This window comes from Leisingera sp. (assembly GCF_982940295.1).
On the sequence record NZ_CEYXRG010000003.1, the window covers coordinates 157,869 to 180,595 of the forward strand.

22 protein-coding genes and 2 tRNA genes are annotated in these 22,727 nt (G+C 59.5%); 11 read left to right on the top strand and 13 right to left on the bottom strand.

Annotation, left to right across the window (positions count from 1 at the left end; translation table 11 throughout):
• Positions 1-22: 22 nt before the first annotated feature.
• The 4 genes from AC4HIX_RS04080 to AC4HIX_RS04095 form a co-directional block, all read right to left on the bottom strand.
• Positions 23-3,202 (bottom strand): VPA1269 family protein, encoded by a 3,180-nt coding sequence (locus AC4HIX_RS04080; protein WP_490397992.1) that lies wholly within the window; start codon positions 3,200-3,202, stop codon positions 23-25.
• The gene (locus tag AC4HIX_RS04085) at positions 3,186-4,703 is read right to left on the bottom strand and encodes a tyrosine-type recombinase/integrase (RefSeq protein WP_490397993.1); all 1,518 of its coding nucleotides are present in this window, start codon (positions 4,701-4,703) and stop codon (positions 3,186-3,188) included. The genes AC4HIX_RS04080 and AC4HIX_RS04085 overlap by 17 nt, the downstream gene beginning before the upstream one ends.
• A 334-nt stretch (positions 4,704-5,037) precedes the next feature.
• A complete protein-coding gene (locus AC4HIX_RS04090) occupies positions 5,038-5,301 on the bottom strand; it encodes a spike base protein, RCAP_Rcc01079 family (RefSeq protein WP_475052547.1) in 264 nt (87 codons plus the stop codon).
• 155 nt (positions 5,302-5,456) lie between these two features.
• On the bottom strand, positions 5,457-6,776 hold the full coding sequence (locus AC4HIX_RS04095; protein ID WP_490397994.1) for an ATP-binding protein: 1,320 nt from the start codon (positions 6,774-6,776) through the stop codon (positions 5,457-5,459).
• A gap of 84 nt (positions 6,777-6,860) precedes the next feature.
• On the opposite strand from AC4HIX_RS04095, the gene AC4HIX_RS04100 reads away from it, so the two are divergent.
• The 3 genes from AC4HIX_RS04100 to AC4HIX_RS04110 all read left to right on the top strand — a co-directional run bounded on the left by AC4HIX_RS04100 (position 6,861) and on the right by AC4HIX_RS04110 (position 8,266).
• Positions 6,861-7,778 carry an MBL fold metallo-hydrolase gene (locus AC4HIX_RS04100; protein ID WP_490397995.1) on the top strand — a complete coding sequence of 306 codons (918 nt, stop codon included), beginning with the start codon at positions 6,861-6,863 and terminating at the stop codon, positions 7,776-7,778.
• Positions 7,779-7,847: 69 nt separating this feature from the next.
• Positions 7,848-7,922 (top strand) — tRNA-Asn (locus AC4HIX_RS04105).
• A gap of 269 nt (positions 7,923-8,191) precedes the next feature.
• Positions 8,192-8,266: transfer RNA gene (locus tag AC4HIX_RS04110), tRNA-Asn, on the top strand.
• 93 nt (positions 8,267-8,359) lie between these two features.
• On the opposite strand, the gene AC4HIX_RS04115 is transcribed toward AC4HIX_RS04110, so the two are convergent.
• From AC4HIX_RS04115 to AC4HIX_RS04130, 4 genes are all read right to left on the bottom strand, one after another.
• Entirely contained in the window at positions 8,360-8,587 is a 228-nt protein-coding gene (locus tag AC4HIX_RS04115) for a hypothetical protein (protein ID WP_490397996.1), read from the bottom strand.
• A 75-nt stretch (positions 8,588-8,662) separates the two neighbouring features.
• The gene (locus AC4HIX_RS04120; RefSeq protein ID WP_490397997.1) at positions 8,663-8,857 is read right to left on the bottom strand and encodes a hypothetical protein; all 195 of its coding nucleotides are present in this window, start codon (positions 8,855-8,857) and stop codon (positions 8,663-8,665) included.
• A 296-nt stretch (positions 8,858-9,153) separates the two neighbouring features.
• Positions 9,154-11,637 (bottom strand): hybrid sensor histidine kinase/response regulator, encoded by a 2,484-nt coding sequence (locus tag AC4HIX_RS04125; protein ID WP_490397998.1) that lies wholly within the window; start codon positions 11,635-11,637, stop codon positions 9,154-9,156.
• Between the two features lie 25 nt (positions 11,638-11,662).
• On the bottom strand, positions 11,663-12,151 hold the full coding sequence (locus tag AC4HIX_RS04130) for a putative pterin-binding protein (protein WP_490398094.1): 489 nt from the start codon (positions 12,149-12,151) through the stop codon (positions 11,663-11,665).
• Positions 12,152-12,470: 319 nt separating this feature from the next.
• On the opposite strand from AC4HIX_RS04130, the gene AC4HIX_RS04135 reads away from it, so the two are divergent.
• The gene (locus AC4HIX_RS04135; RefSeq protein WP_475052554.1) at positions 12,471-13,085 is read left to right on the top strand and encodes a response regulator; all 615 of its coding nucleotides are present in this window, start codon (positions 12,471-12,473) and stop codon (positions 13,083-13,085) included.
• 27 nt (positions 13,086-13,112) lie between these two features.
• Here AC4HIX_RS04135 and AC4HIX_RS04140 read toward each other — a convergent pair whose 3' ends face one another.
• Entirely contained in the window at positions 13,113-14,318 is a 1,206-nt protein-coding gene (locus AC4HIX_RS04140; protein WP_490397999.1) for a cytochrome P450, read from the bottom strand.
• Positions 14,319-14,513: 195 nt separating this feature from the next.
• On the opposite strand from AC4HIX_RS04140, the gene AC4HIX_RS04145 reads away from it, so the two are divergent.
• The 3 genes from AC4HIX_RS04145 to AC4HIX_RS04155 all read left to right on the top strand — a co-directional run bounded on the left by AC4HIX_RS04145 (position 14,514) and on the right by AC4HIX_RS04155 (position 15,676).
• Entirely contained in the window at positions 14,514-14,861 is a 348-nt protein-coding gene (locus AC4HIX_RS04145) for a TfoX/Sxy family protein (protein ID WP_490398000.1), read from the top strand.
• 130 nt (positions 14,862-14,991) lie between these two features.
• Positions 14,992-15,162: a YqaE/Pmp3 family membrane protein gene (locus tag AC4HIX_RS04150; RefSeq protein WP_008553983.1), complete on the top strand. Its 171-nt coding sequence runs from the start codon at positions 14,992-14,994 to the stop codon at positions 15,160-15,162.
• Complete coding sequence (locus tag AC4HIX_RS04155; protein ID WP_490398001.1) at positions 15,155-15,676, top strand: DUF4112 domain-containing protein; 522 nt, start codon at positions 15,155-15,157, stop codon at positions 15,674-15,676. Before AC4HIX_RS04150 ends, AC4HIX_RS04155 begins: the two co-directional genes overlap by 8 nt.
• A gap of 61 nt (positions 15,677-15,737) precedes the next feature.
• Here the strand turns inward: AC4HIX_RS04155 and ndk are convergent, their stop codons facing one another.
• On the bottom strand, positions 15,738-16,160 hold the full coding sequence (gene ndk / locus AC4HIX_RS04160; protein WP_008556653.1) for a nucleoside-diphosphate kinase: 423 nt from the start codon (positions 16,158-16,160) through the stop codon (positions 15,738-15,740).
• 200 nt (positions 16,161-16,360) lie between these two features.
• Between ndk and AC4HIX_RS04165 the strand changes: the two genes are divergently transcribed.
• The 4 genes from AC4HIX_RS04165 to AC4HIX_RS04180 all read left to right on the top strand — a co-directional run bounded on the left by AC4HIX_RS04165 (position 16,361) and on the right by AC4HIX_RS04180 (position 19,994).
• Positions 16,361-18,217, top strand: a complete 1,857-nt coding sequence (locus tag AC4HIX_RS04165; RefSeq protein WP_490398095.1) for an ABC-F family ATP-binding cassette domain-containing protein — start codon at positions 16,361-16,363, stop codon at positions 18,215-18,217.
• A complete protein-coding gene (locus tag AC4HIX_RS04170) occupies positions 18,214-18,834 on the top strand; it encodes a MarC family protein (protein WP_475052561.1) in 621 nt (206 codons plus the stop codon). Before AC4HIX_RS04165 ends, AC4HIX_RS04170 begins: the two co-directional genes overlap by 4 nt.
• Positions 18,835-18,878: 44 nt before the next feature.
• Positions 18,879-19,460 carry a retropepsin-like aspartic protease family protein gene (locus AC4HIX_RS04175; protein WP_475052562.1) on the top strand — a complete coding sequence of 194 codons (582 nt, stop codon included), beginning with the start codon at positions 18,879-18,881 and terminating at the stop codon, positions 19,458-19,460.
• A gap of 117 nt (positions 19,461-19,577) precedes the next feature.
• Positions 19,578-19,994 (top strand): globin domain-containing protein, encoded by a 417-nt coding sequence (locus AC4HIX_RS04180; RefSeq protein WP_490398002.1) that lies wholly within the window; start codon positions 19,578-19,580, stop codon positions 19,992-19,994.
• A 19-nt stretch (positions 19,995-20,013) separates the two neighbouring features.
• On the opposite strand, the gene AC4HIX_RS04185 is transcribed toward AC4HIX_RS04180, so the two are convergent.
• The 3 genes from AC4HIX_RS04185 to AC4HIX_RS04195 all read right to left on the bottom strand — a co-directional run bounded on the left by AC4HIX_RS04185 (position 20,014) and on the right by AC4HIX_RS04195 (position 22,642).
• A complete protein-coding gene (locus AC4HIX_RS04185) occupies positions 20,014-20,565 on the bottom strand; it encodes a CHAP domain-containing protein (RefSeq protein WP_490398003.1) in 552 nt (183 codons plus the stop codon).
• Positions 20,566-20,701: 136 nt separating this feature from the next.
• The gene (locus AC4HIX_RS04190) at positions 20,702-21,160 is read right to left on the bottom strand and encodes a DNA polymerase III subunit chi (protein WP_490398004.1); all 459 of its coding nucleotides are present in this window, start codon (positions 21,158-21,160) and stop codon (positions 20,702-20,704) included.
• Positions 21,161-21,166: 6 nt separating this feature from the next.
• A complete protein-coding gene (locus AC4HIX_RS04195; protein ID WP_490398005.1) occupies positions 21,167-22,642 on the bottom strand; it encodes a leucyl aminopeptidase in 1,476 nt (491 codons plus the stop codon).
• Positions 22,643-22,727 lie beyond the last annotated feature (85 nt).

A 22,727-nucleotide genomic window follows, 5' to 3' on the forward strand; every position in this document is an offset into this window, starting at 1 on the left:
TTACTTAATTTTCGCGGTACTCCTATTCACTTTCTAAACCCTCCAAGACACCATCACTGATAGTTGACCCGTCGCTCATTGCTAGGATGCCATCGCCAACTTTAATCTCCCTAAAATTTTGAACCTCCTTCTCAAAGTCATTGATCAAGCCGAACTCGGCCAAACTTGTTATTCCGGAGAAGAGATCATTCACACCTTTCTCACCAACGTTTCGGCGCAGGAATTGTGTGAGTTTTACCGATGCCTCATGCTGTATATCTTCCGGTAGTCGGATCAGGAGATCGTCGAAACCATTTTCTGAAAGTAGTTTTTGGATAAGTAAGCGATGGCGCGACGGGGCGGAACCTTGGCCGACTTCGGGGTGAAGAAACTGTGCTTCGGATACCATAGCTGTCAACGCCTCCTCGGACGTCTCTACCAGAACTGCATCTAGGTCGGCTTCCTCCAACCCAGTGATCAACGCATTGCCTTTTCCTCCACTCTTCGCTTTTTGCAATAGCACGATGGATTGGTTAATCCGTTGAGTGCGGAAGCTGAGATCAACCATGAGCTCGTCGATCTCATCACTTAACTTATTGATATTTTTCTGGCTTTGCGCCGTTTTAAACTTGCTACCAGATGCCAACAAATTGGCGTGCCGTTTAATCAATTCGGAACGAGCCCGAGCCTTTTCCCGCAACGTGTAGACCAAATTCGTATGGACGATTACCTGTCCAGAAAGGAACATCGGCCCGGTCAAGTTGAACCTACATCTTCCGCAGGAGAATTCGTTTCGAGTGATTGCAGTGTATTCTGCTTTTTTCGTCCATTTCTTGTCCTCTTGCTGAACCACCATTCCTTCGTGGCAACGAGTACACGCGACAGGGCAAATGCCGTCAATCCGCGTATGCCACAGACCTGGCTCCAATTCTCGGAACGCATTATTGTGGTCAGATGGAAACACAAAGGCATCCCTGAAGCTGTCATCAGACTGCTCATACAGAAGCGTTAGATATTCGTCCGTTTCCAACCTTTCCAATTTTGCTGCTGCATCATTCAAAAGGTCACTGATAGTCGCTGGGTTTGTTTTATTGTAATACAACGTCATAATAAGGTTCGCGTGTCCTGCGACGAACTCCGACACGATGTGAACTGGCAGACCCGCTTCAATAAAGTGTGTAATTAGCGAAGCTCTAAGTGCGTGAATGGTGAAGTTGGATGATATTTTACCTTTCTCGTCTACCTCCACCAACTGAATTTCACGCTGCTCCTCCGACAAGATTCTGTCTTGTATTTCCCGAAGAAGCAAAAGAAATAGGCTCACAATTTTACTTGATCTCAACGGCGCCAAAGTCCTGATATCGGCAAATTTATTTATTGTCCTCTGTCTTCCGGCATCGCGAAAAAGGAAAACAAACTCTGTAGCCAGTTCGCTGTCAGGTGTGTTGTCGCAAGGCAGTTGGCAGCGCTTCAACAATTTATCCGCAGGATTAAACTTGGTTTGCCAATCTCGAAGATCGCACAATTTTCCAAGAAGATCTTTCTTGTGCCACGGGATATCATAAGAGTCTTCAACGCCTGGAGCCTTCTTCACGCTAGATTTGTTGGTATTAATCCGAAAACCTGGGAATGCTTGCTCGCCGAGCGCGGTTGACATAATCTGACAAAACCCACTTTGGCGGCCTTTCATAGCTTTGGCATTGGTGTTGAAAGTCTGATTTCCCGACGCATCTACCAAGAATTCATCAAACTCACCGCTATCTAAGTAGCGAGCTTGAAGACCGCGCAAAGGAAGAGAGAAAAGAGTCTCGAGAAGAACCGCTGGACCAGGGAAGTACTTTTCCATCCAACATTGTTCTTCTGGATCATAAACTTCCGCGCGGCACATTCGTTGTTTCCTGGGCCAAGCGGCGTCATTTTCTGACAAGATTTTCAGCGCCATTTCCACGATAGTTACCGGCAAGATCGACTTCTGCGTCTTCGATGGCCTTTCACCAATGGACGTCACACCGGTCGGGTATTGCCCGAGCCTACTTGGAACGTGATTTCTCGAATGCCCATACAGATGGGGTCGGTTTTTTATGATATAGTCGAACATCTGCCCAGGAGTCGCAGCGATTCTTGCCAACGCTTCCGGTCCACCTCCCCCCTTTCTCATCAACTCCTCATTTTGATTGAGAATGAACTCCTCGAAGGTCAGGCCGCCGGCCAAATTGTTGCTTCCTCCCGTTTGAACAAAGTCAGCTGCAGTCAAATCTTCTGGGCTTGACAAAATATCTCCATAAGTTCGCAGCCATTTCAGTAGCCCTTCTCTTAGGTATTTGGCCTTGTGAACTCGAGTTGTATTTGTCCGTTCTTGATTCTCCAGATACGCCGAAAAGATATGCTGCCATCTTTCAAACGAAGGGTGACCAATCTCAGGATCTAGAACCCACCACGAATTTGCTTCGCTGCATGCATCACGTCGTTGTCCGGGTGTAATGTGTGCTCGCCAGTCTTTTGAAAAATCACTTGGAGGACCGGCGAGGTCTTTCAACATTTTTGAGGTGGCTATTCTAAAGTTCTCTCGGGTCTTCTCGGTTTTACCCAAAGCGTTTGCATAGGCTAACTCTACAAAATCGCGACAGAACTTGAGAGATACTTCGGAATAGTGACGGCAATTCGTTGAGCGAAGAAGTCTGGCGTGAGTGAAATAGTATCGACTTTCAGCCGCAGAAATCAATTGCCTTTGACCCTCGGAATTTGGATGAATCTCCAATACAATTCTGCTCGAGAAATCCGATCCAGCCTTTTTTACCTTTGTTTTCTCGTTCAACCAGTGAGATTTGTGTTCCATCACCCAGGGAAATAACGCGACTCGCTGCTCCGTCAGAATATTCAGAACAACATTCTGCCCATCTAAGTGCTGCCTATGCCACACCCCCGGAATGAATGTTTTCAAGTACTCATCGAATGCCCGCGCTACGTCATCAAGTGTTTCAGCTCCGTTCAAGCCTTCATTCAGTCGTTTTACAGTGATGTGGAAACGCCTGTTTTTTGGAGAATGCCGAATCCAGGACTGAACCTCTTCATCAATCGCTAAGGCGATACTCTTCCATTTGCCCACCGAGTGCTCAATCAAAGCAAGGCGAATTGGGTCCAGGTTGATAAAAAGGCCGTTAGGGTATCTATTAGCGGAAGTAGTCACATAGTCGGTACGGATCGGATCATCTGAGCTTGTCACTGCTTGCCCCAATTTTTGCTGTAGTGAATAATCCTGCGGGGTCGCTCTTGTATTTGAAAACGAGAAGATCGATTGGTTCCCCTTGAGGCATGTAAGTTTCTCCACGCTTCAACGTAGCTTCCAATGCCGTTAACTCTCGGTTGACTTCAACCTCGGTCGCCGAGGTGTAAGCTAACTGGGCCTCCAAGGTTTTGTGGTGCATGCAGGTCTGGATAACCAAAGGGCTGACATTTAGGGATTTCAGCGATTGGCCATAGAAGTGCCTGAGACCGTGCGGATGCACGCCTTTAGATCTGTCGGGGTTAAGCCCAATTTTTCTGACCGCGACGTTGAAAGCGTCACGCATTGCGGTTTTGGTCCATGGATCACCAAAACCATCGGAGTTGGAGGAATTAACAAACAAGTATGGGTGATTGGCCCCTTCAGGTAAGATATTCAGAATGTATTCCCGGTGTGCAGAGTAGAACCACTCTTGAAACGGAATTCCATGTATGGATTCCGGCAAGAAATGTGCGACAGAGTATGGTCCTTCTTGATCACTGTCTTTTTCCGTCATCGCCATCGATTTGAACCCAGCAAACTGAGCTCCAGATAACCGAGTCCGTGGTAATCGGTAATAGACCTCACGTAGAAATTGTTGTCGTGAAACAAATGAACCTTGGTGTTTCACCCTCCCATGCTCTGGGTGCAACAAACGGACGTGTTTTCGAGTCACATCGCGCACAAACATATGGAATATTTCGCTGGAACGGAGCCCTGCACCAGCACACAAGAGAACCGCCATTAACAGATTGAGGTTGTATTCACTTGCCAGCCCAGTATACTCAGACCTCCTGCGTTTACGACGACAACCTTCGACTATCAATTCGCCGACTGCGTCAAACGGAAAGTGTCTTGCTCTTACCGTGGCAGATTTGTAAGCCGCCCTATCAGGAAATGGGTACCGACCCTTTCGATCTTCTTGCGCAGTTTCAGAAATGTGATACAAAAGAGATCTATTGTCGCCCTCCCTCCTGCGGGCGCTCACAGCCCTGTATGTCGACAAAGCGAAGCTCTTAAATCCTGCGTTCGAGAGTGCGTTGTCTTTAACCTCAGCAATAGTCTCCAAGAATTTACTTAGGTACTGCTTTGTCTTTCCCAAATCGGCCGGAGAGAGTGCCTTCCAATACAGATTAGAATTGTCCAGCTCTGGCACCCAACTTGACCCATACTTTTGGCTTTCGACAAACTTCGCAATTAAAGTTCCCGCCATTTGTTCGGATGCAATGACACAATCAGGAACAACCACCCGATAGAAATCATAAAACCTTGCTATTGCACGGACAGCTTCCCCTTGCCAGGTTCTAGATTTATCTCGATGTGGAACTCTAGTGATGAAATAGAACGCTTCAAACAGAATGCGCCCACCGTCTTCGTCCGTGACAATAACCGGCACACCAGGCTGCCGTGCGTCGAAACCGATCTGAACGATAGTGTAGTGATGCCCGGTGGTGCGCCGCATATAGCTACTCGTTACTAGTAATAAGTAACCTGTACTACCAAACACCACTTTTCATCAACAGTTTTGATCAAGTGAAAGCAAGAACTAAATCGACCCACGCCCCAACTAAGCCATTATAAAACTTGTAATTTTCATGCTAACGAGCAACGTGACTGAAATATCTCTGGTAACCCCGGCCATACTACTAACTTGAATCCTGCCGGGCCTACCACATCAGCTGCCACAACAAAGTATGCGGGAGAACAACGCCGCGGCGCCGGCGTGTCCGGTCCAGCGGTAAAACGCCTTGGCAAAGAGGAGCCAGCGCCAGCGTGCTACCGGACCAGGCTCACTCTCAGTACCATCCTGCAACGGTTGCGGTGGTGTTTGAGGCTTCCACACCGACAGCAGAAAACACGAATGTCTCCCCGGCCGTCACAGAATAGGTAATGACCGTTCCAGCCTCGTCACGCAGGCTGAGATCACCGGACGCAAGTACTCGCAGCACCCGTGGCCGGACAGGCAGATCCACCCCGTCCTGCGGGGTAATGGCCAGGTGATGCGTGGCCGGGCTTTCCAGACCGCGGCGATGGCTGGTGAACGGGTCGATCTGAGGCATGAGAGAACTCCAAACTAAGTTTCGCTCCGGGGCAGGTTGGCCCGGGTCCAGAGTGATACCTGCAAAACAACAACATCGGGGAAAGCCGGCGTGCGGTGCGCCGCGGTCTCGCGCAACACCCGGATAGACAGAGTACTGCCAGGGCGGCCTCAGGATCAGCGGGCGATGACGATATCCGCCTTCAGCCCGCCAAGGTCGGCGCTTTCCCCCAGCCGAAGCGTCCCGCCGTGCGCGCGCGCAGTATCCGCTACGATCGCCAGTCCGAGGCCGACACCGGAACCCCGGTTCTGGTTGCGCGCCGGATCCAGTCGGGTAAAGGGCCGGACCGCATCGCCGCGCTGTTCCGCAGGGATGCCCGGGCCGTCGTCCTCGACCCGGATGCGCAGTGACCGCTCCGTCAGCGCCACCGAAACCCGGGCCTTGGTACCGTAACGCACGGCATTGGATATCAGGTTCTCCACCGCCCGCCGCACCGGCTGGCGCCGCAGCATCACCTCTCCTGCCCCGCTCATCTCGCCCAGCGACACCTGGTTCTCCTGGCGCTGCCAGTCGCTGATAATGGTGCGCACCAGCTCATGCGGATCCACCGGTTCCGGCTCGCTCACAGCTGCCCCGCGGGAGAAATCCAGGAAAGCGTCCAGCAGAGCCTGCATCTCATCCACGTCACGCAGCATCGGCGCCGCGTCCTCCTCGTCCAGCATCGCCAGTTCCAGCTTCATCCGGGTCAGTGGAGTGCGCAAATCATGACTCACACCCGACAGCATCAGGGTGCGCTGTTCGATCTGCCGTTCGATCCGCGCCCGCATATCCAAAAACGCACTGCCGGCAGCGCGCACCTCGGTTGCTCCGCCGGGCGAATACGGCTCCACCCGGCCGCGGCCAAAGGCTTCGGCGGCATTTGCCAGACGCTTGATCGGGCGCAGCTGGTTGCGCATATAAAGAAAAGAGATCAGCATCATGAGGAAGCCGAACAGCATCATGGTGACGATCAACTGATGGGGCGCTGCCGCGGTCAGGCGGCGGCGGTCAAAGCTCAGCTCCACCAGCCCGTGCGCGGTGTTGAAGTAGACCAGCACCTTACGATCAGCCGGAAAGCGTGCGGCCAGGAACCCTGGCAAAGTCTTCTCCAGCTCGTCACGGACCACCCGGCCGGAGAATTCGATCAGGCTGAACTGGTCCTCAGGCAGCGGCGCACCGGGCGCCAGGTACCGGGCTTCCATTTTCAGCGGCTGCAGCAGCGGCGCCATTTGCGTCAACGCCGTCTCCTGATCCGGCGCCGAATCCGCCACCTGGCGCAAAAGTTCAAACTCGCGCTGTATGGTGGCGGTCATCTGCACCGTCACATCTTCCAGATCGCGCTTGATGAACACCACGGAGACCACGATCTGCAGCGCCACGATCGGCACCACCAGGATCAGGGCCGCCCGGGCATATAGGCTGCGCGGCATATATTGTTTGAGCCAATTGAAGGACATGGGCTAAGCCTATAGGGCGCCAGGAAAAGAGGAAAGACGATCCACCGGCGCATCAGTGCAGGAAAACAGCAGCGGGGCAAGACCATGCAGGCACAAGATGATTTCAACCCGCAGCCTGGCCTCGCCGTTGAGCTGGAGCCGGGCCTGCGCCGCATTCTGGCGCCGAACCCCTCTCCGATGACCTACCGCGGCACCAACACCTATCTGATCGGAACCGGCAGCCTGGCGGTGATCGACCCGGGCCCCGACTCCGCGCCGCATCTGGAGGCGATTCTCGCCGCGGTCCGGCCAGGCCAGCAGATCACCCATATCATCGTGACCCACTGCCATCTGGATCACTCCCCCCTTGCGCGCGGCCTGAGCCAAGCCACCAGCGCGCCGGTTTTTGCCTTTGGGGGCGCGGACGCGGGACGCAGCGAGGTGATGTCCCGGCTGGCAGGCAGCGGGCTGGCCGGCGGCGGCGAAGGCATCGACACAGGGTTTGCGCCGGATATCACCGTTGGCGACGGTGAGGTCATCACCGGCGACGGCTGGGAGCTGGAAGTGATTCACACGCCCGGTCACCTCGGCAACCACATCGCGCTGGCATGGGAGGACGCCTGCTTTACCGCCGATCACGTGATGGGCTGGGCCAGTTCGCTGGTGTCGCCGCCGGATGGCGACCTCACCGATTTCATGGCCTCCTGCCGCCGCCTGCGCCAGCGCCGCTGGCGGGTGTTTCACCCCGGCCACGGCGCGCCGGTTACGGACCCTGCCGGGCGGCTCGACTGGTTGATCGCGCACCGGGAATCGCGCGAGGCCGCGATTCTGCAAGCGCTCGCCGAGACCCCTGCCACTGCCCGCACGCTGGCGGAGCAGATCTATACCGAGACACCGCCCGCCCTGCTGAAGGCGGCCGAGCGCAACGTGTTTGCCCATCTCGTGGACCTCAGCGGCCGCGGCCTGGCGGCGCCGCAAGGCCCCCTGTCCGCGGCTGCAGTATTCGAACGGCGCGGCGGCTGATTTTTTTTCAAAAAATGCCCTGCGCCCTCTGGACGCCCAATACGGGGGGCGCTATACGGCACGAACCGTTCCGGCGTAGCTCAGCGGTAGAGCAGTTGACTGTTAATCAATTGGTCGTAGGTTCGATCCCTACCGCCGGAGCCATTCACATAATCACGTGATAACAGGCTGTTAGGCCCGACCACGCGCAGCGTGCCGCACGTGTATTTCCAGCCCCATCCCAGCGGCCTTTCCGCACTGTTTCACCGCAAAATCCGGCACCTCCACTGCCAAGTGCGCAGTGCCGCCGCAACCGGTTTCCCGCCCTCCGACGCCAGGCTCAACCGATTGGAAACCGGGGGCAAAAAAATCTGCCGAAATGCCGATTTTCCTCTGGACGCCACAGGTTGGAACTCTTATACGACGCCTCACATTCCGGCGTAGCTCAGCGGTAGAGCAGTTGACTGTTAATCAATTGGTCGTAGGTTCGATCCCTACCGCCGGAGCCAACAAACCCTTGAAGTGCTTCAACAAATCGGGGTTTGTTACATCCTAGATGATTTTGGTGGGCAAGTTCTTGACCATTTCCTGCCCACCAAATCTCAACCCTCACCACGTTCATCGCCCTCATCCTTCCGCTTAAGCATGTCGATCCGGCGCTTGTCCGCCATCGCATTGGCCACGTCGTTCGATGTTTTGTCCGAGTGGATGTCTCCCTTGGCCAAGAACTCGTAGGCGTCTTCGTCGTTCTTAAACCTGCGCATCTTGTAGCGATTGCTCAGTGCCAAGCCCTGCCCGGCAGGCAGTTGGCGCATCAGTGTCATGCTCATGTTCTCGTCCTTCTCTCGCAAAAGAAAAGACCCGCCGAATGGCGAGCCTTGGTGTCGTCTGTGCTGTGCTCTGGCCTAGATCAGTAGCTTTGCAACGGCGGTCGCAACAGCGGTTGCTGCGCCCATGAGGACAGCGCCCACCGTCAGCGGGTAAAGCCATGTCTCAAGCCTGAGCTTCCCAGCCTCAGCCACGAGCTTGTGGGTCTCGGCCCTGTCTCGCTCGATCTGGGTGAGCACTCGCTCAAGGTCTATGTCGGTCACATCACTCACTCGTATGGTTCTCCTGTAATGTGGCCTTGCGGCTGGCCCCGGTCAAGCCAGCCACCTTGTCTCACGTATGCCGGTGCCCATCGGCTTCGATGCACACCCACATGCCAGCCCACTTGACGCTGATGCATCCGTCCCAGCCCATGATGGGCACGACACTGCGGCGGAAGGTCAGATAGCTCTGGCCCTCGCTTTGACGCAGCCACAGGACGCGCAGGCTCTGCTGCTGTTGGCGCAGCTGCGCCGTATAGGTTTCTGGTGCTGTCCCGCGACACCACAGCAGAGCGGTTGGCCCAGTTTCAGGAATGCAGATGCGGCACCAGGATCATTGCGGCACTGGCCCAGGCCTGCTGGAATGGAGCCAGCGGAAGGTTTTCTCCCAGTTCGGTTTTCTCAATGGCCAGCATTGCCGAGCGCAGATCCGACAGCCCCAGGACCGCGGCTGAACCTGCCAGCCGGTGTGCTTCCTTGCGCTGGAGATCCTCCAGCTCCGCAGACCCCTGGAGCATATCCTGAAACTGATTCACCTCCTCACAGAAGGACACCAGGAAACTGCGTGCGCGGTCCTGCCCCAAAGCCTCGAAGAACTGGTGAATGTCAGACTCGGTTCTGGGGAGCGCCTTGACCCCGCCCCCAGCCCGGCGGGCAATCACACCGGCAAGCTCCGCCTTGTTGACCGGCTTGGTCAGCACCTCGGCAAAGCCGGCCTCCAGAATGCGGGTGTGATCCTCTGCTGCTGCATGGGCGGTCAGCGCCACGATGTCTGTGCCTTCGGCCAGCTGCCCGGCACGGATGCGGCGCAGCGCCTCTATCCCGTCGACCTCGGGCATGCTGATGTCCATCAGAACCAGGTCGAACCTGCCTTCACTGGCGGCTTGCACCGCCTCGGCACCGCCCGGCACTGCGGTGACTTGGTGCCCTTCCTGGCCGAGCATGATGGCCAGCAGCTCGCGATTGATGTCATTGTCTTCCGCGACCAGCAGCCGGCGACCGCCTTTATGCTGCGGCTTGTCCTGATCGGTCTGGCGCGGCAGCGCTTTGGCCGCTGGCAGGGCAAGGGAAATCGTGAACAGGCTGCCCTCTCCCGGCTCGCTTTCGCAGGTGACAGTTCCTCCCATCGCCTCCACCAGGCGCTTGGTGATCGACAGCCCCAGCCCGGTGCCCTCGCTGCCCCGGCCATAGCTGGCATCCAGCGTGATGAAATCCTCGAAGATCCGGTCAAGATCCTCCGCTGCGATGCCCTGGCCGGTGTCCGCCACACTGAGTTCCACCGTTTCACCGTCCGGCAGGCGCATCACATCGACGCTGACCGCGCCTTCGCTGGTGAATTTCAAGGCGTTGCCGATCAGGTTCAGAAGCACTTGCTGCACGGCGCGGGGGCGGCCGGCGACCACCGGTTTGCCGCCCAAGCTGCAATGCAGAGACAAGTCGATTCCCCGCCCCTTGGCGCTGGCTTGCTGGCTTTCCACCAAACCGCCGGCCAATTCTTCCAGATCAAAGATCTGCAGCTTTTCCGAGTCGGCGCCGGATTCCAGCCGCGACAATTCCAACACGTCGTTGACATGATGCAGCAGCAGTTCACCCGAGACCCGCATGGCCTGGAGATAGCGGCGCTGCTCTTGCGTCGGGCCGGTCCCCTCGATCAGATCGAGGGCCCCCAGCACCCCTGTCAGCGGTGTCCGCATCTCGTGGCTCATCACTGTCAGCAAGTTGTGCTTGGCCCGTTCGCCTGCCAATGCGTCGTCGCGGGCGCGCCGCAACTCTTCCTCCACCGCAATCCGCTCAGAGATATCCCGCAGGAAACTGACAAACACCATGTCGGTGCCCGATTGGCTGACCGAGACCGAAAGCTCCACCGGGAATAGTTCGCCGGACTTGCGGCGCGCTTCCAGCTGGAGCCGGCCTTTTCCAACAACCTGCGTTTTGCCGGTTTGAAGGAAACGCTTCATACCGGCCTCATGCGCCTCCTGCAGATGATCCGGCACGATCAGGTTGACCATCGGCTGGCCGACAGCCTCCTCCCCGCTGTAGCCGAACACCGACTCCGCGGCACCGTTGAAAGCCTGGATCCGCCCGTCGGCGCCAACAACCAGGATGGCGTCAAGCGACGAGGCAATCATTGCCTCCATCCGCGCTGCGGCGCGGCTGCGTTCGATCGCCATTTGACGGCCCTTGCGGTACAGCCGCCCAAGAAGCAGCGCCGCCAGCGCCAACGCCAGCACCAGGGCCAGCACAACCCAGCCCAAGCGGGACAGAATGGTGAAGAGTTTCAGCCGTTTGTCCTTGGAATCGTCGACCTGCAGGACAACGCCGAACAGAGCCAGTTCGCGCACGTTAGCGCTATTATCCTCCAGTTCCTCCGCAAGGTCCGGCAGACCGCGTAAAAGCGCCTGATCGCCGCTGTCCACCACCGACGCCATCCTGTCCAGCCGGTCCTGCATCTGCTGCAGCAGGCCTGTCCCAGCGGGGCTGCGGCGAAGATCTTCGAACAACGGGCTTTCGCGAAAGGTGGAGATCCGGCTGTAGTATATATCGAACTGGCGCCGTAGCCGGGGCAAATCCTCGGGTGCGCTGGCGGTCAGTACCGCAGTCTGCAGCTTGAGATGCTCTACCTCGGCCTGCGACAGGTTCCACTGCATGTTGTCGGTGGCCGCAGTCGACAGGCCGTCCAGTTCCTGCAGCACCTGATGGCCCAGCCGCACCGATTGCGCCGCCAGCGCTGCGGCAATCGCCAGCACCAGAGCCAGCACCCAGCGCGGCACCGATGGAAACCCGTGCAGCATCAGCAGCCTGCCCCCTGCCTGCCGGTCATTGCCGGATTACGATACGGTCCAGTTGCCAGATACTGCGCGAATAAACTTCCTCGGTCCGGTAATCCGGGTTACTGTCATAGGGGTACACCACCCAAAGCGGCCCTTTGCTGCGCAGCGACATTTCCGCGCCATTGCGCTCAAAAGCAACAATAGGCCCGCCTTCAACCGCGTCCGACACCGGAATTTCCACCGAATAATCGTTCACCGCATGCGCCACCATCTGGCCGCCGCTGACCCCCATCCGCTCCATCAGAACCGCCAGCGGAACGCCGGTGAACTGCTGCGGGCCGGTGGTCCAGATGGTCTCCGTCTCAAAGGTGACGGGCTCCAGCTCGCGCAGGTCCTCGATTGTGTATTGCGCCGCATAGTCTGACTGGCCGTCCATGCGTACTGACAGCAGCACCTGCGGATCATCACCTGCGGAAACCGCAGCCGCAAAAGCCAAAACCAGCATGGCAGCAAGCGCACCTGCCCGCGATATCATCTCTCTCATCTGCAGCTCTCCTCTTGCCTCAACAGATCTGCCGGAAGCATGCCACATTGGCGCGGCCCCGAAACCGGCACCGGAGGATAGGATCCTGACCTTCCTTAAAGGGTGCCCAGCCTCAAGCGTAGCGCCAGCACCCTAATGTTGGCTTACCGGTCACCGCCCGGCTGGCCTAATATCAATAATATTCCGCCAAGTTCACAGGAGCTGCAGCACAGTCTTCATTTCAGACGCCCCGCGTTCCAAGGTTGACAGTTTTGAAACACTTGCGGCTGTAGACTGGGACCGTGGGTTGCAGAACAGGTCCAGGGGCTTCATGCGAATTTTGCTGGCAGACGATCACGACATGGTTCGGGAAACGATCTCCGCCTACCTCCGGTCAGAGGGCGGCGCCGAGGTCGCGCTGGCCACTGATCTGCCGGGTGCAATCGAACAGATCTCCGGCGAGGGTCCGTTCGACCTGGTGCTGCTTGACTACAATATGCCGGGTATGATGGGGCTCGACGGGCTGGCCAGGGCGCTGGCGGCTAACGGCGGCAAGGGCGTGGCCATTCTGTCTGGAAGCGCGCCCGCAAGAACCGCGCAAGAGGCGCTGGGCGCCGGGGCAATCGGCTTCATCCCCAAGACGATGGGGGCGCAATCGCTGCTGAATGCGGTCCGGTTCATGAGCGCCGGCGAAATCTATGTGCCGGTCGACCTGATGCGCGAAGAATCCGCGGCAAGCACCCACCCGCTGGCCCAGAAGCTCAGCCCGCGGGAGCTGGAGGTGCTGAACGGGCTATGCCGCGGCTTGTCCAACAAGGAAATCGCCCGCGAACTGGACCTGCAGGAAGTGACCATCAAGCTGCATGTGCGCACCCTGTGCCGCAAGCTGGATGCCAAGAACCGCACCCAGGCAGCGCTCACCGCCAAGGAGGCCGGGCTGTTCTGACCCAAGCCATCGCCTGCCGAACCGTATTCAGAGCAAACTGGCCGGCAGAGCCGCGTAGCCCCTGAACCGGATACGTCCGCCGGGCTCCCGGCCAGGCAGCAGGCGATACTCCGGGAAACGGCGCAGGAACCGTTCGATTGCGACCTTCCCCTCCAGGCGCGCCAGCGTCAGCCCGACGCAGACATGCGGGCCGCCAGCAAAGGCAAGATGCCGGTTCGGGCTTCGGGAAATGTCGAAAGTTTCAGGGTTTTCAAAAACTTCAGGGTCGCGGTTGGCAGCGCCGATCACCAGATGCAGGTTGGTGCCCGCAGGCACGCGGTGTCCGCCGATTTCAACTTCTGCGGTCGTTTCCCGGTTGCCCAACTGGTTAGGGGAGCGGAACCGCAGCATCTCTTCTATCGCGGGTTTGATCAGCTCCGGCGCCTCCATCAGCCGACGCTTCTGCTCCGGATTGTCATGCAGCAGTGCCAGCCCGTTGCCGATCAGGTTGGTGGTGGTCTCATGGCCGGCATTCAGGATGAAAATGCAATTCTGAATAAGTTCGATCTCGCTCAAGGTGCCCTCTGCCCCCTCGCCGCGGATCAGCCGAGTCAGCACATCGGTTTCGATATCGCCAGGGCGGGCCCGGCGCCGGGCAATCAAACCGCTGAGGTAGTCCTTGAACTCCTCCACCGCCCGGTGCCTCGCCGCCAGTTGCTCCGCGCTCAGCACTGGCTCCAGCGCGCCGAGGATGGCCAGCGACCAGTCTCTGAGCGGTTCGCGTTCCGCCATCGGCACATCCAGCAGGTTGCCTATGATCTGGATCGGGATGGAGGCGGCAAAATCCTCAATGAGATCCGCCTGATCCCTTCCGGCCATCTCCTCCAGCAAGTGATCCACCGTGGCAATCAGCCCCGGCTCCATCTTCGCAATCGCCCGCGGGGTCAGGGCCGAAGTCATGATCTTGCGCACCCGTGTGTGCAGCGGCGGATCGGAGAACACCAGCGAGGTGGTATGATGCTCAAACAGCGGCGAGCCTGCGCCGTACTTGGGGGCAAACACCTTCTTCTTATCCGAAGAAAACAGCGTGGTATCTCGGTAAATCCGGTCCAGATCGGCATGGCGGCAAATCAGAAGCGACCCGTCCGGCTGCGGCAGCACCGGAGCGTCACGCAGCAAGGCGTCGTAGAAGGGAAACGGATCCTCCGCAAATCCGGCTGGCGGGGCCGCCAGATCAAAACCCTCCACGTTCACAGATGCTTGCTGGCTTTTCCTTCATCGCCGTTCTCCCCCGGTTCCGCTTGCCCTGCCCGCAAGGCTTGCGGCGGGAAATGCGACTGTCAATCAGGCGCGTCACCAAGGGACCCAGCGTCAGACAAATCCTGCGCGGTTAACGAACAACGCGCTTTCCATCGTGACAACGCGGCCCGCACCCGATAGAAACAAACCATGAACACAGCAATTTCCTCCATCCGTAATCTTGGCCCTGCCTACGAGGAAGCCTGCCACCGGGCTGGAATCGCCTCTGCCGAAGAGCTGCGCGCCATCGGTCCCGATGCAGCCTATGCACGGCTGCTGCAATCCGGCACCCGGCCGCATTTCATCGGCTACTATGTTCTGGTGATGGCTCTGCAGGGACGCCCTTGGAACGACTGCAAGGGCAAGGAAAAGGAGGAGCTGCGCAAGCGCTTTGACGCGATCAAGGCCGACGCCCGGCCGCAGCACAGCTCGAAGCTGCTGGCGGAACTGGACGCCATCGGCGTGCGCGCTGTGCCTGCTGATCTGAAGCCCGTGTAAGCTGCGACGGCCCCATCTCGCCAGCCTCCAAGAGAGGCCCCCTGTCTTGCCGCTCCCACCCTTCATGCAACTTTTTCCCGGGTTCAGCCGTTAACCATGCAGGAATGAGTGCAACAGAAGGAGTTCCGGCATGGACCTGATCCGCATCATCTTCGCAGTTCTGCTGCCGCCGCTTGGCGTTTTTCTCCAGGTTGGTCTTGGCAAGCACTTCTGGCTGAACATTCTGCTGACCCTCCTGGGCTACATCCCCGGCATCGTGCACGCGGTCTGGGTCATCGCAAGGACGCCGAGCCATGCCTGATCTGCCGCAACACCACGAACAAAAGCTGCAATCGCTTGAGCGCCTGGCGCAGCGCATGGACCGGGCGTTCCGGATCCCTGGGCTCGGGTTGAGGGTCGGCTGGGACAGCATTGCCGGCCTGGTTCCGGGCATCGGGGACGCTCTGGCGCTGGCGCCCGCCGGCTACATCATCTACTCGGGCTACCAGATGGGCGCCTCCACCGGCACATTGGCCCGGATGGCGGCGAACACCGGCGTCGATGCCTTGATCGGCTCCGTGCCGCTGGTGGGTGACCTGTTCGACGTCGCGTGGAAATCTAACACGCGCAACACTGACCTGCTCCGCCGCCACCTGGAGGACCGCGCATCAAAGGGTGAGCCCCTGCCCAAGCGCCTTGGGCGCCGGGCGTTTTCGAAACTGACCGCAACGCGGGAACTGGGGCGCTCGCTGTCTTACGTGAAGAGCAGGCCCGTGCCGCCGCAGGATCAGCCCGCGATACGGCAGCATCCGCTGAACCGCTACCTCGATCCATGAAAAAAGGGGCTGCAAGCCTGAAGCTGCAGCCCCTTCCGGTGTCAGACGGTGATCCGATAGATCAGCCGACCAGCTCGATGCCGGAGAAGAAGTAAGCGATTTCCACGGCGGCGGTTTCCGGAGCGTCGGAACCGTGCACGGAGTTTTCGCCAACCGATTCAGCGAATTCGGCGCGGATGGTGCCAGCTGCTGCGTCTGCCGGGTTGGTGGCACCCATCACTTCGCGGTTTTTGGCAATGGCGTTTTCGCCTTCCAGCACCTGCACAACCACCGGCGCGGAGGACATGAACTCGCACAGTTCATCGTAGAACGGACGCTCGGCGTGCACTTCGTAGAACTTGCCAGCCTGTTCCTTGGTCATGTGGATGCGCTTCTGCGCCACGATGCGCAGGCCGGCTTCTTCAAACTTGGCATTGATCTTGCCGGTCAGGTTGCGGCGGGTTGCATCGGGCTTGATGATCGAGAAAGTGCGTTCCAGAGCCATTTGGCATTCTCCTGATTGATGGGCCGCGGGGCGTATCCCCGGGCCGGAAACTCCGCGCGCCGCGTAACATGGCTGGAGGCGCTTGGGAAGACGTTTTCAGACCGCGCGCAGGCGCGCGTGCCTCCAGCGGGGGTATTTTCGGCAAGAGGAAGGCGGCAGGCCGATTGACAGCCTCCGGCACCTGCGCCACACCGCTGATCATGTTACGCATTCAGGACATCACCTATTCGGTCGAAGGCCGCCCGCTGATCGACAGTGCCTCTGCCACCATTCCCACCGGCCACAAGGTTGGCCTGGTCGGGCGCAACGGCACCGGCAAGACCACGCTTTTCCGGCTGATCCGGGGCGAACTGGCGCTGGAGGGCGGCAGCATTTCCCTGCCTTCCAAGGCCCGCATCGGCGGTGTCGCGCAGGAGGTGCCCTCCTCCAATGTCTCGCTGACCGACACGGTGCTGGCCGCCGATACCGAACGGGCCGCCCTGCTGGCCGAAGCTGACAGCGCCACCGACCCTGCGCGGATCGCCGAGATCCAGACCCGTTTGTCGGACATCGACGCCTGGTCGGCGGAGGCGCGCGCTGCCTCGATCCTCAAGGGCCTGGGCTTTGACGACGCCGACCAGAAACGCCCCTGCTCCGACTTTTCCGGCGGCTGGCGGATGCGGGTGGCGCTGGCGGCGGTGCTGTTTGCGCAGCCTGACCTGCTGCTGCTGGACGAGCCGACCAACTATCTCGACCTTGAGGGCGCGCTTTGGCTGGAAAGCTACCTGGCGAAATACCCGCACACGGTGTTGATCGTCAGCCACGACCGCGGACTGCTGAACCGGGCGGTGGGCTCGATCCTGCACCTGGAGGACAGGAAGCTCACACTTTACCAGGGCAACTACGATACGTTCGCCGAAACCCGCACGGCGCGTCTGGCGGTTGCCGCGGCTGAGGCCAAGAAGCAGGAAGCCCGCCGCGCCCATCTGCAAAGCTTTGTCGACCGGTTCCGCTACAAGGCGTCCAAGGCGGTTCAGGCCCAGTCGCGGCTCAAGATGATCGCCAAGATTAAGCCGATCACCACGCCGCAGGAGGCCGCCCTGCGCGCATTCACCTTCCCCGAGCCGGAGGAGATGTCCCCGCCGATCATCCATATCGAGGGCGGCGTCACCGGCTATGGCGACACGGAAATCCTGAAACGGCTGAACCTGCGCATCGACCAGGACGACCGCATCGCGCTGCTGGGCAAGAACGGCCAGGGCAAGTCGACGCTGTCGAAACTGCTGGCGGACCGGCTTGCGCTGATGGCAGGCAAGATGACCCGGTCCTCCAAACTGCGCATCGGCTATTTCGCCCAGCATCAGGTGGATGAGCTTTACGTCGATGAAACCCCGCTCGACCACCTGCGCCGCCTGCGCCCGGATGAGGCGCCCGCAAAGTGGCGTGCGCGGCTGGCAGGGTTCGGCCTTGGCGCTGCGCAGGCGGAAACCGAGGTCGGGCGGCTGTCCGGCGGCCAGAAGGCGCGGCTCAGCCTGCTTATCGCCACTATCGACGCGCCGCATATGCTGATCCTCGACGAGCCGACCAACCACCTGGACATCGAAAGCCGCGAGGCGCTGGTGGAGGCGCTGACGGCCTATTCCGGCGCGGTCATCCTGGTCAGCCACGATATGCACCTGCTGAGCCTCGTGGCGGACCGGCTTTGGCTGGTCTCGGAGGGCACCGTGAAACCCTATGATGGCGACCTGGAAAGCTACCGCACGCTGCTGCTGGCGCGGGAGAAACCGGCAGCAAAGACCGATACGTCAAAGCCCGCCAAGCCCAAACGCGCCCCCCGCGATGTTCTGATCGCACTGCGCGCAGACGTTCGAAAGTCCGAGGCGCGGGTGGAAAAGCTCAGCGAAATGCGTGAAAAGCTTGACGAAAAGCTTGCCGACCCTAGCCTGTACGAACCGGGAAAAGCGTCGGATATGGCGGTCTGGCAGAAAAAGCACGCTGAATGCATCGAGGCGCTGGAGCGGGCTGAGGGCCTGTGGATGGACGCACTGGAGAAACTGGAGCAGGCCGAAGCGCAATGATCGACACCGCATTCCTGATCACTTCATTCGTCACCCTGTTCGTCATCGTCGACCCGATCGGCCTGACCCCGGTATTCCTGGCCCTGACCCAGGGCATGTCCACGTCGCAGCGGCGCACCATTGCGATCCGTGCCACGATCGTCGCAGCGATCCTGCTGGCGCTGTTTGCCGCGCTGGGAGAAGCGGTGCTGGGTTTCATCGGCATTTCCATGCCCGCTTTCCGCATTGCCGGCGGCGTGCTGTTGTTCCTGACGGCGCTGGACATGCTGTTCGAACGCCGCAACAAACGCCGCGAGGACCGCAGCGAAGAGGATGACTTCGACGACCCGTCGGTCTTTCCGCTGGCGATCCCGCTGATGGCCGGACCCGGCTCGATCGCCACGGTGATCCTTCTGACCGGCCAGCAGCCCGGCTTCACCGGCTTTGCGATGGTCATGGGCACGGTGCTGGCGGTGCTGGCGATCCTTCTGGTGATGTGCCTGTTTTCCGGCCTCTTCGAACGGCTGCTGGGTAAGACCGGCATCACGGTCGTCACCCGTCTCCTGGGGATGCTGCTGGCGGCGCTGTCGGTGCAATTTGTGCTCGACGGGCTGCGCGCCTTCGGCTTTGCCGCCTAGCATACCGCCCTGGACCGCCTACATTCTGTTCAGGAGGTGCGCGAATGGGCGACTATGAGATCGGGCGGTTCATCTATCTGGCGATCCTGCTGGTGGCAGTGGGGTCCTGGGTTTTCGTGCAGAACCGCCAAAGCCTTGGCAAGACACTGCAGATGTTTGCCGTCTGGGGCTTCATTTTCCTTGGCGTGATCGCCTCTTACGGGCTGTGGCATGACATCCGCCAGACTGTGCGCCCCCAGCAGAACGTTGCGGTGGATGCCGGCCGTGTCGAGGTGCCGCGCGCACCGGACGGGCACTATTACCTGACCCTGGATGTGAACGGCGCTGCCATTGAGTTTCTGGTGGACACTGGCGCCAGCCAGGTCGTTTTGAATGAGCGAGACGCCCGGCGCGCCGGAATCGATACGGAAAACCTCGCCTATCTCGGCCGGGCGCAAACCGCAAATGGCGAGGTGCGCACCGCCTCAGTCTGGATTGATGAAATGTCCCTGGGGGGCATTACCGACACCGGCGTGCGGGTTTGGGTCAACCAGGGGGCGCTGGATCAATCGCTGCTTGGAATGGGCTATCTCCAGCGCTGGTCCAGCATCGAGATCCGCAACGGCGCCCTGGTCCTGACGCGGTAGCCGCAGCAGACAGTCCAGCCCCGCAATTCGGGTTATTGAGCCGGATCAAGGAATTCCGGCTGCTTAGCTTCTAAGCTGGAGGGGAACTTCGGCACCAGAAAGGAGCAAGATATCCCCGTGACAGAAGAAGAACTGGTACAACTGAGAAATAGTTACAGCAAGCTGAAAGACGAGGCCGTCAGGGACCCCGCGTTCTTCTACGACGCATTGTTCCGTCACGCGCCTGAGCTGCGGCAGCTCTTTCGGGAAGACCTCGAAGGCCAAGGCATGAAATTCATGACAACGCTGGGCGTCATTCTTGCCAAGCTTGACGATGAAACAGCGGTCGATCCGCATTTCCAGGAGCTCGGCAAAAGGCACGCAAGCCTGGGGGTTCATGTCTCTCACTTTGCACCGATGGAGGAAGCACTGGTGGATTCCCTGCGCAACGCGCTGGAAGAGGACTTCACTCCGGAACTCGAAACCCTGTGGCGAAAAGCCTTTGAGAAAATTTCCGGCCGCATGATCCAACGCGGCGGCATTCAGAACAGCTGACAGCAGTCCGCCCCTTGCCTCATCCGGCGTCAGGATCCGCCGAGATGAAACCGAGGATGGGGTAAACCCGCCCGAAAGCGCCTGGGTTGCTTTCCAGCCGCACGGCGGACCAGTCATTGGCGGCCGACACATCAATGACTGCCATTCCCAGCGAGACCTTGTTGCGGTGCCAATTCGCGTGGTTAACCTCGATCCTGCGGGAATCTTCGACCTTGGACACTACCGCGACATGGCCCAGCGGGTTGGAGCGGGTTGCCTGAAAGGCCATCACTGCACCGGTCTGCGGTTGCTTTCCGCGGCTGAATTGACCCTTGGCCTGTGACCACCAGGTCTTGGCATTGCCGTAAATCTCGATGCCGCTGGCGTTGCGCGCAAATGGAACGCACCAGACACGCTTGCCCTTGGACCGCAGGGACTTCACTTCCTGAACCGCAAAATCCAGGCGCTCGACATCAACTTCGGTCCGGCTTACGGACCCGCCCTGAGGGCCGCCGCAATTTGCCAGCACAAGCAGCGCCGCCCCAACAACAGGCAGCAGCCGCGGCCGCAGAAACACACGCTTGAAAGTCATCTGTCCCCCCAGTGTTCTGGTACTTTTGACCGGGAGGATTACTGTGCCACCCGCGATCACGCGAGTATTTCCTGCACAAATGAAATAAAACTGAACAAAACTGGCGGAATCCCGCCGATCGCTTGGGCGGGGCGGCCTATTTTTCGGCCTTCTTTTCCCAGCGCCCGCTTTCTTCGGACCAGTACTGGGCGGAGCAACCGGCGTCCGTCAGGCTTTTCCATTGGGAGCGGGCATGCTGGACGGCCTCCGGGTCGGTGCCGTCGAACAGGATGCAGACGCGGCTCAGCGCCTGCACTTCTTCGGCGCTGACGGCGGCTCCATCCACCGCCATTACGCAATCAGGGGCGTTGGCCGCCTCCGGTCCCGCGGTCAGCAGAACCGGCTGCAACGCATCATGTGGGCCGCCCGCCAGGCCATGGGCCAGAAAGCTCTCCTCCGGCCCCAGCCACAGACGGTCATCCAGCCAGGCCATGCGCTCGGGGTCGCGCCCGCGCACCGCAATGCGCCAGCCCGCCCCGCGCGCCTTGTCCAGAAGCACCGGAAGGGTCTCTTCCAGCGGCCTGCGGGTCAGATGATAGAAATAGGCAGCCCCCATCTGTGTTTATTCCGCCTCGAACTTATCCGCGACCAGCCGGTTCAGAGCCATCACGCCCCAGCCTGTGGCCCCTTTGGGCGCATAAGACGTGTCCGATTTGACCGAGGCCACGCCCGCAATGTCCAGATGGATCCACGGCATATCGTCCTTGATGAACCGCTGCAGGAACTGCGCCGCGGTAATCGACCCTGCGGGCCGGCCGCCCACGTTCTTCATGTCAGCGATACGCGACTTCAGCTGGTCGTCATAGGCCTTGCCCAAGGGCATCCGCCAGGCGCCCTCATCCTCAGCGCTGGCTGCTTTCAAAAAGGCATTGCACAGATCATCGTCATTGGAAAACACACCGGCATTCTCATGCCCCAGGCCGATGATGATGGCGCCGGTCAGCGTCGCGAGATCAATCACTCCCGCCGGTTTGAACTGTTCCTGCGCGTACCAAAGCACATCGCACAGCACCAAACGGCCTTCGGCGTCGGTGTTGATGATCTCCACCGTGTCGCCCTTCATAGACTTTACCACGTCGCCCGGACGGGTGGCATTGCCCGACGGCATGTTTTCCACCAAACCCACCAGACCGACAACATTGGCCTTGGCCTTGCGCAGGGCCAGCGCTTTCATGGTGCCGGTCACCACGCCTGCGCCGCCCATGTCCATGGTCATCTCTTCCATGCCGCCGGCGGGCTTCAGGGAGATGCCGCCGGTGTCGAACACCACGCCCTTGCCGACCAGCGCCAGCGGCGCGGCATCGTCTGCACCGCCCTTCCACTGCATCACAGCCACCTTGGAGGGGCTGTCGGAGCCTTGCCCGACGCTCAAGAGCGTGCGCATGCCCAGCTTTTCCAGGTCCGCCTCTTCCAGAATCTCGACCTCCAGGCCGATCTCTTTCATCTCCTCGATACGGCGGGCGAACTCCGTAGTGGTCAGCACATTGGCCGGTTCATTGATCAGATCGCGGGTCATGTGCACGCCCTCGGCGACCGCCAGAAGCGGTGCAGAAGCGGCTTCCACATCCGCCGGCGCCTTGCAGGCAATCACCACCTCGCCTTCAGGCTTGTCGTCTTTCGGCGACTTGTGGTTGTCAAACTCATAGCCCCGCAGCGCGATCCCCTGGGTCAGGTCGGCAGCCTTGTTCATGCCGCCGGCCATTACCGTCAGACGCTTGCCTGCGGCTCCCTTGGCCAGATTGGCGCCTGCCTTGCGCGCCTCCACCGGCGTCAGCTTGCGCGGCAGCACCAGCACGTCCAGCGCTTCCGCCTGCATCCCCGCAGGCCAGCTCACAGAGATCACGTCGCCGTTCTTGGCCTTCTTGAACCCCTCGGACTCGATCAGCCGGGCAATGGCGCCTTTGCTCAGCCGGTTGGCGCTGCGCGCCGCCTGATCCATGCTGCCCTCAGGCGTGACCATCACCGCCACGCGGCCGGTCATCTCTGCCAGCGCCTTGGGATCGTATTCGGCAAAACGGATCGGGGTAAGACTGCTCATTTTTCGCGAACTCCTGCTGGTGTAATCTGATTGTTGGCTCAAGAGGTATCCTGCGCAGCGGCGCTTGGCCAGACCCGGCCGTGCG